Genomic DNA, 13702 nt, shown 5'->3' with positions numbered 1-13702 from the left:
CTCGGCGACTTCGCTGAGATTTCCGTACACGATTCCCCCAAGGGAGCTTTGAACCATGGTGGCAGTGCCCACATCAACGGCCTCGTTGCAGGCCCCCCCTCAATACGCCGTAGCAGACATCGACCTAGCGGATTTTGGCCGTAAGGAATTAAGCATTGCGGAAACTGAGATGCCAGGTTTGATGGCCCTCAGGGTCAAGTACGGCAGCGAAAAACCTCTCAAGGGTGCTCGCATTGCTGGCAGTCTGCACATGACCATTCAGACCGGTGTGTTGATTGAGACGCTGGTGGCCCTCGGTGCTGACGTGCGCTGGGCTTCATGCAACATTTTTTCTACTCAAGATCATGCTGCTGCTGCTATTGCCGCTAGTGGCGTGCCTGTGTTTGCAACCAAAGGCGAGACCCTTGATGAGTATTGGGCCTATACCCACCGCATTCTCGAGTGGGGCGATGGTGGCACTCCCAACATGATCTTGGATGACGGCGGTGATGCAACTGGCTTGGTGATGCTTGGCAGCAAGGCCGAGAGCGATCGTTCTGTACTGGATAACCCTGGCAACGAGGAAGAGACGGCATTGTTTGCCTCGATTCGTACCAAGTTGGCCCAGGATTCCAGCTTTTATTCACGCATCAAGAGCAATATTCAGGGGGTGACAGAAGAGACAACTACGGGTGTCGCGCGTCTGTATCAGATGCAAAAAAGCGGTGAACTGCCTTTCCCTGCGATCAATGTCAATGATTCGGTGACTAAGAGCAAGTTCGACAATCTTTATGGTTGCCGTGAATCCTTGGTGGATGGCATCAAGCGGGCCACTGATGTGATGGTTGCTGGAAAGGTGGCTTTGGTGATGGGCTATGGCGATGTGGGCAAGGGTTCAGCTCAATCGCTACGGGGCCTTGGTGCCACAGTGATGATTGCTGAAATTGACCCCATCTGTGCTCTTCAGGCAGCGATGGAGGGCTATCGGGTGGTGCGCCTGGATGAGGTGGTTCAGGATGTCGATATCTTTGTGACCTCCACAGGCAACTTTCAGGTGATTCGCCATGAACATCTGATCCGTATGAAGGATGAGGCTATTGTTTGTAATATCGGTCACTTTGATAATGAGATTGATGTTGCATCTTTGAAGGATTATCAGTGGGAGAATATTAAGCCTCAGGTGGATCACATCACTCTTCCCAGCGGAAATAAGATCATTCTTCTGGCTGAAGGGCGTTTGGTGAACCTTGGCTGTGCTACCGGTCACCCGAGCTTTGTGATGAGCAATTCCTTTACCAATCAGGTGTTAGCTCAAATTGAGTTGTTCTCTAAAGGTGATCAGTATGTCGATCAGGTGTATGTGTTGCCCAAGCACCTTGATGAGATGGTGGCTCGCCTTCACTTGGAGAAGATCGGCGCGAGGCTTACTGAGCTCACCAAACAGCAGGCCGATTACATCAGTGTGCCTGTTGAAGGTCCCTATAAGCCCGACCATTATCGCTACTGACTGTTTCCAGGTAGGCAAGCTTGTTTTTCATAATTAGGCTTGTCTGTCTGGCAAGAAGATGACACAAGACTTGTTATAAATTGAGTGCTAAAAAGAGATCAATGCGGCTGAATAAGCACTATTGTTTGAATGTGAAAATAAAAAAAAGTTGGTTTCAGCGAATTAATCCTTCCAGCTTAAGTTTTTGTGGCCTTGAATGGTTCTATCTGCATTCTTGGCCTATTTTATGGTGAAATTTGGTTTTTGACTGGATCGGTTTTTAATAGTCAGCTTGGCGTGAATTTGCTAGGTCAATACTTTGGTTGTGAGGACATCAGTAATCAGGAAACATTGAAAGATGCCTTCCGAATGATTCGTCGGCACATTGTTGAGGCCTAAAGAGTCGTTGAGGCGCGTGATGAGTGGTGATCTCTGTGAATCTTCTGCGAGCGTTGCTGATCGCATGACCATCAGGAACCCCGGTCCCATGGAAGACTTGCCTGATTATGCGCATACTCCATGGGGCTTTCTGAACTGATTACTCAGTTGCCGGAGTTGATCGGCCAGGCCGTGGAGGCCAACCAGTGGATGGGTTATGGCGCGATATTCGCGGCCATGTTTCTGGAAAATCTCTTTCCACCGATTCCATCCGAGTTGATCATGCCTCTTGGCGGGTTTTATGTACAGCAGGGGCAGCTGCAGTTCTTACCAGTGGTGTTGGCTGGTTTGTTGGGCACCTTGTTGGGTGCTCTTCCTTGGTATGGCATTGGGCGGGTTATCAATGAGCAACGGCTTGAGGTTTGGCTGAGTCGACATGGTCGTTGGATCGGTATCAGTCCGGCAGAACTTGCGCGCAGCCGTCGTTGGTTTAATCGTTACGGCACGGCGTTGGTGTTTTGGGGACGGCTAGTGCCTGGCATTCGTACCTTGATCTCTGTGCCTGCAGGCATTGAATTGATGCCTTTCGCACCTTTCCTGATCTGGACAACAGCAGGCAGTCTGATCTGGACTGTGCTACTCACCCTGGCTGGGTTGGGGCTTGGTGAGGGTTACAGCAATGTGGAGTTGTGGATAGATCCTGTCTCCAAGGTTGTCAAGGGGGCCCTGGTTATTGCGGTTTTGGCTGCAGTGGTGTGGCTGGGCCTGCGCATTTGGCGCAGGCGTCATCACACTCATTAATCAATGAGTCTTAAAAGGGGACTTCCTCTTCACTTGGGCCGTCCCCAAATCCCCCTCCGCCAAAGTTGCTCGCTTCTGCATCACGTTTGGAACCTAGAAGTTCTAGACGGTCCACCCGCACAACAGGCTTGGTTCGCTCTTCTCCGGTGTTGCGATCGGTCCAGCGGTCCAGTTTGAAGCTACCGATGATACCCAGCAGAGATCCTTTTTTGACATAATCCGCCGCGACTTGAGCCTGTTTGCCCCAGATCTCTAGGTTGAACCAGTCTGGTTCGTCGTCGCGACTGCGACGGTTCACGGCCATGGTGAGGTTTGCGACCACCGTTCCCGATTCGAAGTAGCGAACTTCTGGATCACGGCCTGCTCGGCCGACGAGTGTGACGGAATTTACGCTCATGAATGAAACCTATTTATTTGAGTTTGGTCAATGATGCGCCACGGTTTAAGTGGCTGCTTATAAGGAGTTCCACCCTCATCGCTGGGTGTAACAAGCTGCATTGGCTACGACTCCTATGATTCGCCGACTTGAGTCCACCGCTTGTGTTTTTTCGTCGCTTTCAACTGTCACGCGACATCGGCATTGATCTTGGTACGGCCAATACCCTGATTTACGTGTCAGGCAAAGGGATTGTGCTTCAGGAGCCTTCTGTCGTAGCCCTGGACTTGGAGAACGGTGTGCCTCTGGCGGTGGGTGACGATGCCAAGTTGATGCTTGGCCGCACCCCTGGCAATATTCGTGCCGTGCGTCCACTGCGCGATGGCGTGATCGCCGATTTCGATGCAGCTGAGCAGATGCTGAAGACCTTCATTCAGAAGGGCAATGAAGGTCGAGGCATTGTCGCTCCTCGCTTGGTGGTGGGTATCCCGAGCGGAGTGACCGGTGTCGAACGGCGTGCCGTGCGGGAGGCAGGCATGGCAGGAGCTCGGGAAGTTCATCTGATTGATGAGCCTGTTGCAGCCGCCATTGGAGCTGGTCTTCCTGTTACTGAGCCAATTGGAACGATGATCGTTGATATAGGAGGAGGCACAACCGAGGTGGCCGTGCTCAGCTTGGGAGGAACTGTGTTGAGTGAGTCGGTTCGAGTGGCCGGTGATGAAATTAGTGATGCCATTGGGGTTTATTTGAAGAAGGTTCACAACCTTGTCGTCGGCGAGCGCACGGCAGAGGAGATCAAGATCCGCATTGGCTCCGCTTTCCCCAATCACGAGTTTGATCAGCAGGCCATGGATGTGCGGGGTCTGCATCTGCTCTCCGGTTTGCCACGTTCGATCAATTTGCAGGCTGGAGACTTGCGGGAGGCGATAGCAGAACCCCTCAACGTGATTGTGGAGGCCGTGAAGCGCACCCTTGAGCGCACACCACCAGAATTAGCTGCTGACATTGTTGACCGTGGCATCATGCTTGCTGGTGGAGGAGCCTTGGTGCGCGGGATAAGCGATTTAATTAGCCATGAGACAGGCATCTTTACTCATGTTGCAGAGGATCCATTGTTGTGTGTGGTCAATGGTTGTGGTCAGGTACTCGAGGATTACAAGCGACTTCGCAGGGTGCTTGATACTCCGGAATTCACTCGCTCTTCAATGACGGCTTGAATCGATGGGGGTTTCCCCTTGGCAGGCATCTTTCCGTTGGTGGCGTTGGCGTGGAGTTTTGCCTTGGCTGTTGTTAGTGGCAGCGCTTGGTTTGGTGCGTTGGAGTAAAGGCGCTGGTTTTGCCGATGCTTATGCCCTTCTTAGTCGGCCGTTTTGGCCTGGATCAGCCCAGCGAGAATGGATTCAGTCTGGTATTCAGCTCGAGCAGCAGAGCAAACTTCGGTTGCTTGAGCAGGACAATCAAAGACTTCGCGGGTTGCTTGCTCTTGGTCAGGCCTCAGGATCTGGGCGCATTTCCGCGGCTGTGATTTCCCGTACCCCGAAGGGGTGGTGGCAGCAACTTGAACTGGGCAAGGGGCGATTGCATGGCATTGCTCAGGGCGATGCTGTGATGGGGCCAGGAGGATTACTGGGGAGAATTCAAAGTGTCACCCCTGCTACTGCACGTGTTCAACTGCTCACTGCGCCAGGTAGTCGGGTTGGAGTTTGGATTCCGCGAACCAAGCGTCATGGACTCTTGGTTGGTGTGGGTACGAATAGGCCTCAGTTGGAGTTTCTCGATAAGAATCCCTATGCAGTACCAGGTGATCTTGTCAGCATCTCGCCTGCCAGCACATTGTTGCCCGCCAGCCTGCCTGTAGGGGTGATTCAGAAAGTGGATGACCGCGCAGTTCCGGCTCCTCGTGCAGCTGTGCAGTTAATTGCTGCACCAGAAGCCATCGATTGGGTGCAGGTGCAGATTCGCTGATGGCGCGCCTTCATCAGCAACCGATTTGCTTGGCTTCAAGCCTCTTCGTGCCTTGGCTGACCCTCGCTGCACCGACCTGGGTAAGCCTTTCTGGGGTGGGTCCGTGCTGGGCGGTGTTGTGGTTGTTGCCTTGGGCCCTTGTTGATGGACCTGTCTCTGGACTCACTGCTGGCCTTTGTCTTGGCTTGGTATTGGATGGCCTTAACCTTGGTGGTGCGAGTCAACTGCCGGCGTTGATGGCGCTGGGATGGTGGTGGGGGCGGTTAGGCAGGCGTGCTCCACCGATTCAGGGCAGTTTCAATCTCGGATTATTGGCATGGATCGGTACAGCTCTGGTTGGCTTGAGTCTTTGGCTGCAAACGCTTTTGATTCAGTTCGATAGCTCGGTGTCTTGGCTTCATTCCTGGGGGTTGCATACCTTTTTGGCACAGTCGTTGATTACTGGTTTGGTTGCTCCTCTGCTGGTGTCATGGATGCTGTTGATTTGGCGGCGGCTGGCTCGAGCTTGAACAGGTCATGAGAATGCTGCGGTCACGAAGAAAGGTTGTTGTTGCAGGCCTCTTGGTGCTTGGTGCAGCCTTGATTGGTTGGGGTTGTCGACCGAAGCAAGGATCTTCAACTGATTTGCAGCTCTGGACGTTGCAACTGGCGCCGAAGTTCAACCCCTATATGGAGGGGGTCATCAAAAATTGGCAGCAGAATCACCCCGGCGCGCTGGTGCGTTGGACAGATCTCCCCTGGGGATCAGTGGAGCGCAAGTTATTGGCTGCGGTGTTCGCGCGCACCGCACCAGACGTGGTCAATCTCAATCCCCCCTTTGCTGCAAATCTGGCCAGCAAAGGGGGGATTAGGGATCTGACGCCTTTGCTTCCAGACGATGCAGCCGACCGCTACCTTCCCTCGGTTTGGGAGTCTGGCCTGGATGCTGACGGGCGACAGATCGCCATTCCTTGGTATCTCACGGTACGGCTCAGTTTGGTGAACCAGCAGTTGTTGCGACAAGCCGAACTTGATGCTCCACCGCGACGTTGGCAGGATGTACCTTCCTATGCGCGCCGCATTCGTGAGCGCACAGGTCGTTATGGCCTATTCGTCACTGTGGTCCCTGACGATTCGACTGAACTGCTTGAGTCGATGGTTCAGATGGGAGTCACTTTGCTGGATTCTCGGAGGCGGGCTGGTTTTGCTACTCCAAAGGGTCAACGTGCTTTTGCTTTCTGGACCGATCTTTATCGGCAAGGTCTCCTGCCTCGAGAGGTGATAAGCCAGGGTCAGAAGCGAGCGATAGAGCTTTATCAGAGCGGTGAGTTGGCCATGTTGGCGAGCGGGGCTGAATTCCTACGCACGATCCAGACAAACGCTCCGGCTGTGGCCAGGGTGACTCACTCCTATCCACCGCTTGTCGGTGGTGATGGCAATGCGAATGTCGCTGTGATGACGTTGGTTGTGCCTCGTCAGAGCAGGCGCCAGCAGGAAGCCGTTGATTTTGCCTTGTTTCTAACCAATGGGGTTAATCAGGCAACTTTTGCGCAGCAAGCCAAGGTGTTGCCATCGTCTAGAAACGCCTTGCGACAGGTTCAGATTGCTCTTAAGGCTGAGCGTCCGGAGTCGCGTGAGGCTGCTCAGATCCTCTCTGCCAGAGCATTGTCTGCCAAGACTTTGAAGCGGGCGAAAGTTTTGGTTCCGGCTTTGCCGGGGATCAAGCGTCTGCAGAGCATTATTTATACCCAGTTACAGCGGGCGATGCTCGATCAGATCAGCAGCGATGAGGCTGTGGAAGAGGCTGCTCGTCAGTGGAACCGCTACGCAGAAGCCAGATGGCCCTAAAGTTCCATCAATTAGTAATTGATACCTAAGCATAAGTACCTTTTAATTCTTAAATAAATAGAAAAACTGCTATTTCTCAAGGCCATTAGCGATTTTTGCTCAAGGCGGAAGGTTAAGGTTGTGTTTCTTCATGAGGAAATGCTCATATGTCACATCCGGGGGGTTTATCTCAGTTCCAAAGCAATGATGGGTCTGAGACGCAGGCTCTCGGGAATCCGAAGGCGACCATCCTTGTCGTTGACGATGAGCCAGCAGTCCTCCGGATTTTGGTCATGAGACTTCAACTGGCTGGTTATCGGGTGATTTGTGCCGAGGACGGGGAAGAAGCTCTTGAGATTTTTCATCGAGAACAGCCTGATTTGCTTGTGCTCGATGTAATGCTGCCAAAGATGGATGGTTTTGCTGTTTGTAGAAGGCTTAGGGCTGAGTCTTGTGTGCCGATTATTTTCCTCTCAGCATTAGAGGCCATTTCTGAACGTGTGGCTGGACTTGATCTTGGGGCAGATGATTACATTCCAAAGCCCTTTAGTCCCAAGGAGCTTGAGGCTCGTATTGCCACGATTCTGCGTCGGGTTGGTCCAGGTTCCGCTACGGCTGAAATCAGAGATCTGCCAGTTGGGCAGGGTGTTCTGCGAGTTGGTGATTTGGTGGTTGACACCAATCGCCGCCAGGTGAGTCGTGCAGGAGAGCGTATTGGCCTCACCTACACCGAATTCAGTCTTTTGGAACTGTTGTTCCGTGAACCTGGGCGGGTGGTACCCAGGGCCGAAATCTTGGAGCAGCTCTGGGGTTATCCTCCTCGTCGGGCGGCCGATTTGCGTGTGGTCGATGTTTATGTAGCTCGTTTGCGTGGCAAGCTCGAGCCAGACCCGCGCAATCCAGAGCTAATCCTTACTGTTCGTGGAATTGGTTACTCCTCCCAGCGCGTTGGGGATAGTCCTGCTTCTGCTTCTGCTTCTGCTTCTGCTTCTGCTTCTGCTCCTGCTTCGGTTGCCGTTGCGAGTTGATTAAGTCGATGGGGTGAGTAGAGCAGCGACTCCATCGACCGGCAAGATGGCAAGGTCAGTCCTGAGTGCCTTGTCTGAGCTGCGTGAGACTCGCCTGGAAAAGGCACAAGCCCTCAAAGAGCTGGGAAATGGGCCTTATGCCCTGCGCTTTGAGTCAAGCCATCGCACCGCTAACTTGCAGGCGGATCATGCTGATTTGGCCAAGGGTGAGGAGAGGCTTCTCACTGTGTCTGTGGCTGGTCGGGTGATGACCCGTCGTGTCATGGGCAAGTTGGCTTTCTATACCTTGGCGGATGAGACCGGCACGATTCAGTTGTATTTGGAGAAGGCCACCATTGATGCGGCTTCATCAAATGAGCTGGCTTCAGGAACTTTTGTTCAGCTCACCACCCTTGTTGACGCGGGCGACTGGATTGGGGTCACAGGCGTGCTTCGTCGCACTGACCGTGGTGAGCTTTCGGTGAAGGTTCAGCAGTGGCAGATCTTGAGCAAATCATTGCAACCCTTGCCAGATAAGTGGCACGGTTTAGCTGATGTGGAGAAGCGCTATCGGCAACGCTATCTGGATTTGATCGTGTCGCCTCAGTCGCGTGAGACTTTTCGCCGCCGGGCATTGATGGTGAGTGCAATCCGTCGATGGCTCGATGATCGTGCCTTCTTGGAAATCGAAACACCGGTGCTTCAGGCTGAGGCCGGTGGCGCCGAAGCTAGGCCATTCATTACTCACCACAACACACTCGATCTTCCTCTTTATCTGCGTATTGCCACAGAGCTGCATCTCAAGAGGCTTGTGGTTGGTGGATTTGAGCGGGTCTATGAGCTTGGGCGCATCTTTCGTAACGAGGGGATGAGTACCCGCCACAACCCTGAATTCACGTCTGTAGAGGTCTATCAGGCCTATGCGGATTACATCGACATGATGGTCCTTACTGAGCAGCTGATTTCCTCAGTTTGTACTCAGATCTGTGGGTCTACGAGGATCACTTATCAAGGCATAGAAATCGACCTAACGCCCCCTTGGCGCAGAGCCAGCATGCACGAACTGGTGCAAGAGGCGACGGGGCTTGATTTCATGGGTTTTAAAGACCGTGCGGTAGCGGCTTCGGCTATGGAGAGGGCAGGTCTAGAGGTGCCGTCTAAGGCCGATAGTGTGGGCCGCTTGCTTAATGAGGCCTTTGAACAAGCAGTGGAGGTAAGTCTGATCCAGCCAACATTTGTGCTCGATTATCCGATTGAGATCTCGCCTCTTGCCCGTCAACATCGCAGCAAACCAGGATTGGTCGAGCGCTTTGAATTGTTCATTGTGGGTCGGGAAACAGCCAATGCTTTTAGTGAGTTAATCGATCCCCTTGATCAACGTCAGCGGCTTGAGGCTCAGCAAGCACGTCGTCAGGCTGGCGACCTGGAGGCTCATGGGGTTGATGAGGATTTCCTTCAGGCTCTTGAGGTGGGCATGCCCCCTACCGGTGGCTTGGGTATTGGCATCGATCGCTTAGTGATGTTGTTCACCGATAGCCCTTCAATACGTGATGTGATTGCTTTCCCTCTGCTTCGACCGGAGCTCAAAACTTAATCTTCAACGTCGGGAACCGTCGCAGTGGATAATTAACTCAATGGCATGGTCCTATTTCTATGAGTGGCGAGCGCGTAGGTTTCCGCTTCAAACACGCCGATGCGGTGGTCAAGCGCAATCCCCAGGGTCGATCCAGGCGTGGGTGGGTGATGGAACCCGTTGAGCAGACCACCAGTCGTGGCACCAAGATGCCCGCATATCGCATTCGCTGGCGTGATAGCGAGCGTCCAGAAATTGTGCTTCAGCACATGCTGATTGCTGATCCAGACCCAACTCCTCCTCCGGAGAACGTGAGTCTTGAGCCTCCGGCCCCAAAAGCCTGACTTAATTAGTTTTGTCGCGTTTTCTCATGAGCTCTTGCAGTTCTTGTTGGGCTGCGAATCGTGTCCAATCCTCTTCAAGGGTGGAGCTATCTCTTGCTGACTGCTCAGAAAGTGAGCAAAATTTCTGCTCGACGTCTTTGAAACGATTGCCCAGTTGATCCAAATCGGACCATAGTTGCCGACCCTGCTCCATTAAATCGGCTATGTGTTGATCGGCCCGATCGGCCAGGGCCGAGGCTCCTGCCTTTCTGGCACGATTCGATCGAGTTCTCCACTCCCGAACTGTATCGGCAAGGGTGAGGAGTTGCCGGCGAAGTTCTTCTGCTTCTTTTTGAAGTTGCTGTCGCTGCCTTTTCAGGTTTTGGTAATGGTCTTTTTGGTGTTGTTGGTGGAGAAGTAACTCCTGATATGGATTCTCGCGGAGGAAGTCGGTCAACCTCTCCTCTAAGACTCGTTCCAGTTCGTCGAGCCAGGTTGCGCTCATGACTGATCTGGGGCATGAGTGATCAGTGGGGCTTCGATCTCTTCTTGCAGGGGTTTGATAGCGCCCTCACGCGAGTGCAGTAACAGTTGGGTGAGTCTTGCCAAGCTTCCTTCCCCTAGGTCAAGCACTGTCAGTCGTTCAAAAGCCCTTCGGTAGATTGCTTCTAGCTCCCGGATCAGGCTTTCACGTTCTTGTCGCACGTTCTGGCGTTGCTGCTCTCGGCTCATTTAGCACTTCTTCTTTCTGCTCAGCTCAGTCTGACGGTTCCAGCAGATGCAGCGAGAGTGAATCGGCAGAGTCGTGCCATCTTTGGTTGATTCTCCAGCCCGCCTTTTCAGCCAGTCTGGCTGCCTCTTGTGGGTTGTATTTGACGCTGTATTCGGTGATGAGTGGTTCTCCTGCGCTGAATGACCAGGTGCTGTTGTCAATCACGATTGTTTGACTGCAGCGGCTAACTAGAGCCATTTCGATGCGATGAAACTCTTCTTGCCAACGGGCTCGATAAGAGAAGTGGTCCGGTCTGAAATCTGCTTCCAGCTCATGATTGAGACGATGCAACAGGTTGCGCGCGAAAGCTGCTGAGATGCCTGCCGCATCATTGTAGGCAGCCTCGAGCTGGGTTGGATCACGAGGTTGGTCGAGACCGAGCAGCAGGGGACCACCTCCAAGCAGCTTTCGGAACCGACGAAGCACTGCCACTGCTTCTTTTGGTGTGAAGTTGCCTAGGGAGCTGCCGGGGAAAAAGCCGATGCAGCGCACACCCTCGAGCCCGGGGTGGGGCGGTAGCGCTTGCATGCTGCTGTGGTCGCAGCAGATACCTAGCATTGACACCATGGGATAGGTGCTGGCGAGTCTGGTTAGCGAATCCCTTAGAGCTGCTTGGCTGATGTCCAGCGCCACAAAGGTTGACGGCCGAATTGCGTTGAGTAGGGGGGAAACCTTGCGGGCATTGCCTATGCCGAATTCCACGATGACGCCATCTCCTACGGCTTTGGCAATGGCTGGTGCATTCTCCTCCAGGAGCTTGATCTCTATGCGGGTTAGGCCGTATTCAGGTTGTTCGCAGATCTGGGCAAATAGGCGTGATCCTTTCGCGTCGTACAACACCCAAGCTGGCAGTTGCCGCGGCTGGCATTTGAAGCCTGACTGCACCAGTTGCTTCAGATCCGCAGGGGCGGGATGTAGGTCAATCAGCTCGATGCTCATTGGGCCAGTCGCAGTCCTGCTGCCATCCAACGGTTTGCGGGTGCAAAGAAGTTCCGGTAGGTGTCGCGCCCATGGCCTTCCGGTGTGAGCCAGCTGCTGCCGCGAAGAACAAACTGGGAGCTCATGAATTTTCCGTTGTATTCACCCACAGCGCCTGGGGCGGGAAGGAATCCCGGATAGGGCCTATAAGGACTTGCCGTCCATTGCCACAGCGTGCCGTGAGCATCGTGGATGAGAGGTTGATGTTGTTGTAGGGCCACTTCCCATTCCGCTTCGCTGGGCAATCGAGCACCACACCACCTTGCGTAGGCATCGGCTTCGAACCAGCTCAAATGGCGCACCGGTGCTTGTGGATTCAAGCGCCGCCTTCCTCCCAGGGTGAATTCTTCCTGCCATTGATCTGCAGGCCCGTCGCCGCGCCAATACCTGGGAGCCTGCCATCCCAGTTGTTGTTGTACGGCCCAGCCCTCACTCATCCAAAGTTCTGGGCGCTGATACCCCCCATCTGCGATAAAGCACCTGAAGTCGTCGTTGCACACCAAGTGATCCATCAGAGCAAAGGCCTCCAGCCAGATGCGATGCGACGGCCCCTCGTTGTCAAAATGGAATCCCGCGCCAGCATGGCCGATTTCATAGAGACCTCCATCGCAGGAGATCCAGCGGGCTTGGGTTGGCTCTAAAGGTCCCAGATGATGATCGGCGCCAGTTTGATAAGCAGGCTCTAACGGTTGTCGGCTGAAGCCATCCAAGAGATCCATCAACAGCAATTCCTGATGCTGCTGCTCGTGATTTAGACCCAGTTCTGCCAGTTGCTGGATGTCTTCTTGGTCAGCGTCCGGGGAGGTCAGGAGTTGCGTTAATGCAGCGTCCACTCTTTGCCGCCACGCCAAGACCTCCCTGATTGTCGGCCGGGTCAGGACGCCCCGTGAGGCTCTTGGGTGGCGTGCCCCGGCCGCTTCGTAATAGGAGTTGAATTGATAATTCCAGCGTGGATCACAGCCTTCGTAGCCTTTGAGATAGGGCTGAAGCAAAAAGGTATCGAAGAACCAGGTGGTGTGAGCAAGGTGCCATTTCGGCGGACTTGCATCGGCCATGCCTTGAAGGCAGAGATCTTCCGGATCGAGGGGTGCAACCAGCGATTCACTTCGCTGACGCACTGCCAAGAGCAGGTTCAGCATGAGGAAACGGTTTTACTGATCCCCACTTGTGCGCCCAAGCACCACGGCCGAATGGATCTGGTCATAGAAAAGCTCTTGGTCACCGAAGGGCACTGATAGGGAAAGTTCCCTTGGACAAACGATCCAGGCAATCTACTGAGTGGCATCGATCGATCTGGTCGCGCAATATGTTGGGTTCGCGTGTTCTGCTTGGGTTGAATTGGTCATCAGGCAGGGCGGTTGAAGTTTCTGTTTCGACTTGAAAATGAAAGTGTAAAGTTTGGAGGCGGCTGAATCCATTTTTTCCGCGTTCATTGTAATTCAGTCTCTAAGCTTCGTGCTGTTATTTGTGCTCTTGGCGCTTGATCTGAGGCGATCTTTTGTCTGGCTGTGGCGTTATAATTTGCTGTTCTTGAATATTAAGTTGCCCTGACTCATCCGTTATTGGGTGCGCTTGTTTGCTCGGAGATGTGCGCATGAAAAGTCTTTAATTGTCATGAGTTTTTTAGTAATAGGACTTTCCATTGTCTATTTTTGTGATGATTTCTTTTGGCTAACGTGGCCACGCATTTGGGCTGGTTTCTAGTGCAGTTGTTTGTTCAGGTTGGTTCAGTAGAGCAGAATTTTTTGCGGTTCTGGTAAGCGTGGTTTTGCGATTGCAATGATCTATATTCGTGCGGCTGCGGGTATAGCATTTGGTCTGATCATTGCTGTTCTATCTTTTGAGCTTGGAATAGTATTGCCTTTTTCAATGTTTGGCTTTGGTGAGCTTTTGATGCTTTCAAGGGCTTTTCCAAGGCAGCACAATCTTGGCCGGGGTTAAGGGCTCTGCATTGATAGCAGCAAGGTCGCAATAGAGTTTTGTGTCGCTTCATTCCCAGGATTTACGATTGGATTTCTTGCTTTGTCGGCTACTTATAGGCTTATGAAGCAGATGCTGATTTTTGCTTAGTTGCTCTTGCAATCATCTAGTTTGCAATTGCAAATGTATTTGCAGCACCCTATTTTGTTGGATGAGTGATAGGACATGCAGGCATAGACCATCGCTTTTTGCACTTCTCAAGGCTGCATTTGCTTTGACTCTTATCGTGATTGATTCCTTGAAGTTGACTTCCCTCATCCTAGTCTCGATTGTGGCTG

At 53.0% G+C, this 13702-nt stretch carries 14 protein-coding genes; 9 read left to right on the top strand and 5 right to left on the bottom strand.

The features are described from left to right. The first annotated feature begins 55 nt into the window (after positions 1-55). Positions 56-1486: an adenosylhomocysteinase gene (gene ahcY / locus SIB68_RS07945; RefSeq protein ID WP_063399112.1), complete on the top strand. Its 1431-nt coding sequence runs from the start codon at positions 56-58 to the stop codon at positions 1484-1486. A 498-nt stretch (positions 1487-1984) separates the two neighbouring features. Next, positions 1985-2644: a DedA family protein gene (locus tag SIB68_RS07940; RefSeq protein WP_063399114.1), complete on the top strand. Its 660-nt coding sequence runs from the start codon at positions 1985-1987 to the stop codon at positions 2642-2644. Positions 2645-2654: 10 nt separating this feature from the next. On the opposite strand, the gene SIB68_RS07935 is transcribed toward SIB68_RS07940, so the two are convergent. Further along, positions 2655-3041 carry a single-stranded DNA-binding protein gene (locus SIB68_RS07935; protein WP_011129520.1) on the bottom strand — a complete coding sequence of 129 codons (387 nt, stop codon included), beginning with the start codon at positions 3039-3041 and terminating at the stop codon, positions 2655-2657. 143 nt (positions 3042-3184) lie between these two features. Here SIB68_RS07935 and SIB68_RS07930 point away from each other — a divergent pair, with 143 nt between their 5' ends. From SIB68_RS07930 to SIB68_RS07900, 7 genes are all read left to right on the top strand, one after another. After that, positions 3185-4237, top strand: a complete 1053-nt coding sequence (locus SIB68_RS07930) for a rod shape-determining protein (RefSeq protein WP_011129521.1) — start codon at positions 3185-3187, stop codon at positions 4235-4237. A 4-nt stretch (positions 4238-4241) separates the two neighbouring features. Next, the gene (gene mreC, locus SIB68_RS07925; RefSeq protein WP_063399115.1) at positions 4242-4985 is read left to right on the top strand and encodes a rod shape-determining protein MreC; all 744 of its coding nucleotides are present in this window, start codon (positions 4242-4244) and stop codon (positions 4983-4985) included. After that, a complete protein-coding gene (locus tag SIB68_RS07920; RefSeq protein WP_063399116.1) occupies positions 4985-5494 on the top strand; it encodes a hypothetical protein in 510 nt (169 codons plus the stop codon). Before mreC ends, SIB68_RS07920 begins: the two co-directional genes overlap by 1 nt. 13 nt (positions 5495-5507) lie before the next feature. Beyond that, entirely contained in the window at positions 5508-6812 is a 1305-nt protein-coding gene (locus SIB68_RS07915; protein ID WP_063399117.1) for an ABC transporter substrate-binding protein, read from the top strand. 146 nt (positions 6813-6958) lie between these two features. Continuing rightward, positions 6959-7819, top strand: a complete 861-nt coding sequence (gene rpaB, locus SIB68_RS07910; protein WP_063399118.1) for a response regulator transcription factor RpaB — start codon at positions 6959-6961, stop codon at positions 7817-7819. A 46-nt stretch (positions 7820-7865) separates the two neighbouring features. After that, entirely contained in the window at positions 7866-9392 is a 1527-nt protein-coding gene (lysS, locus tag SIB68_RS07905; RefSeq protein ID WP_081215456.1) for a lysine--tRNA ligase, read from the top strand. Positions 9393-9451: 59 nt separating this feature from the next. Next, the gene (locus SIB68_RS07900) at positions 9452-9715 is read left to right on the top strand and encodes a hypothetical protein (RefSeq protein WP_006042532.1); all 264 of its coding nucleotides are present in this window, start codon (positions 9452-9454) and stop codon (positions 9713-9715) included. Between the two features lies 1 nt (position 9716). Here SIB68_RS07900 and SIB68_RS07895 read toward each other — a convergent pair whose 3' ends face one another. From SIB68_RS07895 to egtB, 4 genes are read right to left on the bottom strand one after another with little or no spacing between them, the layout of a single operon-like run. Then, positions 9717-10199 (bottom strand): hercynine metabolism protein, encoded by a 483-nt coding sequence (locus SIB68_RS07895; protein WP_063399119.1) that lies wholly within the window; start codon positions 10197-10199, stop codon positions 9717-9719. Then, positions 10196-10426 (bottom strand): hercynine metabolism small protein, encoded by a 231-nt coding sequence (locus tag SIB68_RS07890; protein ID WP_063399120.1) that lies wholly within the window; start codon positions 10424-10426, stop codon positions 10196-10198. Before SIB68_RS07890 ends, SIB68_RS07895 begins: the two co-directional genes overlap by 4 nt. Before the next feature lie 25 nt (positions 10427-10451). Further along, positions 10452-11405, bottom strand: coding sequence for an L-histidine N(alpha)-methyltransferase (gene egtD / locus SIB68_RS07885; protein WP_063399121.1), 954 nt, complete (start codon positions 11403-11405; stop codon positions 10452-10454). Then, positions 11402-12583: an ergothioneine biosynthesis protein EgtB gene (gene egtB / locus SIB68_RS07880; protein ID WP_063399122.1), complete on the bottom strand. Its 1182-nt coding sequence runs from the start codon at positions 12581-12583 to the stop codon at positions 11402-11404. The genes egtD and egtB overlap by 4 nt, the downstream gene beginning before the upstream one ends. Positions 12584-13702 lie beyond the last annotated feature (1119 nt).

This window comes from Prochlorococcus sp. MIT 1323 (assembly GCF_047304905.1).
Taxonomy (GTDB): domain Bacteria; phylum Cyanobacteriota; class Cyanobacteriia; order PCC-6307; family Cyanobiaceae; genus Prochlorococcus; species Prochlorococcus marinus_D.
Note: the sequence above shows the minus strand (reverse complement) of the source record. Positions and strands in the feature narration are given on the sequence as shown.

Coding starts and splice junctions, on each gene's coding strand:
- ahcY (WP_063399112.1), top strand. CDS start 56: ATGGTGGCAGTGCCCACATCAACGGCCTCGTTGCAGGCCCCCCCTCAA.
- SIB68_RS07940 (WP_063399114.1), top strand. CDS start 1,985: ATGGGGCTTTCTGAACTGATTACTCAGTTGCCGGAGTTGATCGGCCAG.
- SIB68_RS07935 (WP_011129520.1), bottom strand. CDS start 3,041: ATGAGCGTAAATTCCGTCACACTCGTCGGCCGAGCAGGCCGTGATCCA.
- mreC (WP_063399115.1), top strand. CDS start 4,242: ATGGGGGTTTCCCCTTGGCAGGCATCTTTCCGTTGGTGGCGTTGGCGT.
- SIB68_RS07920 (WP_063399116.1), top strand. CDS start 4,985: ATGGCGCGCCTTCATCAGCAACCGATTTGCTTGGCTTCAAGCCTCTTC.
- SIB68_RS07915 (WP_063399117.1), top strand. CDS start 5,508: ATGCTGCGGTCACGAAGAAAGGTTGTTGTTGCAGGCCTCTTGGTGCTT.
- rpaB (WP_063399118.1), top strand. CDS start 6,959: ATGTCACATCCGGGGGGTTTATCTCAGTTCCAAAGCAATGATGGGTCT.
- lysS (WP_081215456.1), top strand. CDS start 7,866: ATGGCAAGGTCAGTCCTGAGTGCCTTGTCTGAGCTGCGTGAGACTCGC.
- SIB68_RS07900 (WP_006042532.1), top strand. CDS start 9,452: ATGAGTGGCGAGCGCGTAGGTTTCCGCTTCAAACACGCCGATGCGGTG.
- SIB68_RS07895 (WP_063399119.1), bottom strand. CDS start 10,199: ATGAGCGCAACCTGGCTCGACGAACTGGAACGAGTCTTAGAGGAGAGG.
- SIB68_RS07890 (WP_063399120.1), bottom strand. CDS start 10,426: ATGAGCCGAGAGCAGCAACGCCAGAACGTGCGACAAGAACGTGAAAGC.
- egtD (WP_063399121.1), bottom strand. CDS start 11,405: ATGAGCATCGAGCTGATTGACCTACATCCCGCCCCTGCGGATCTGAAG.
- egtB (WP_063399122.1), bottom strand. CDS start 12,583: ATGCTGAACCTGCTCTTGGCAGTGCGTCAGCGAAGTGAATCGCTGGTT.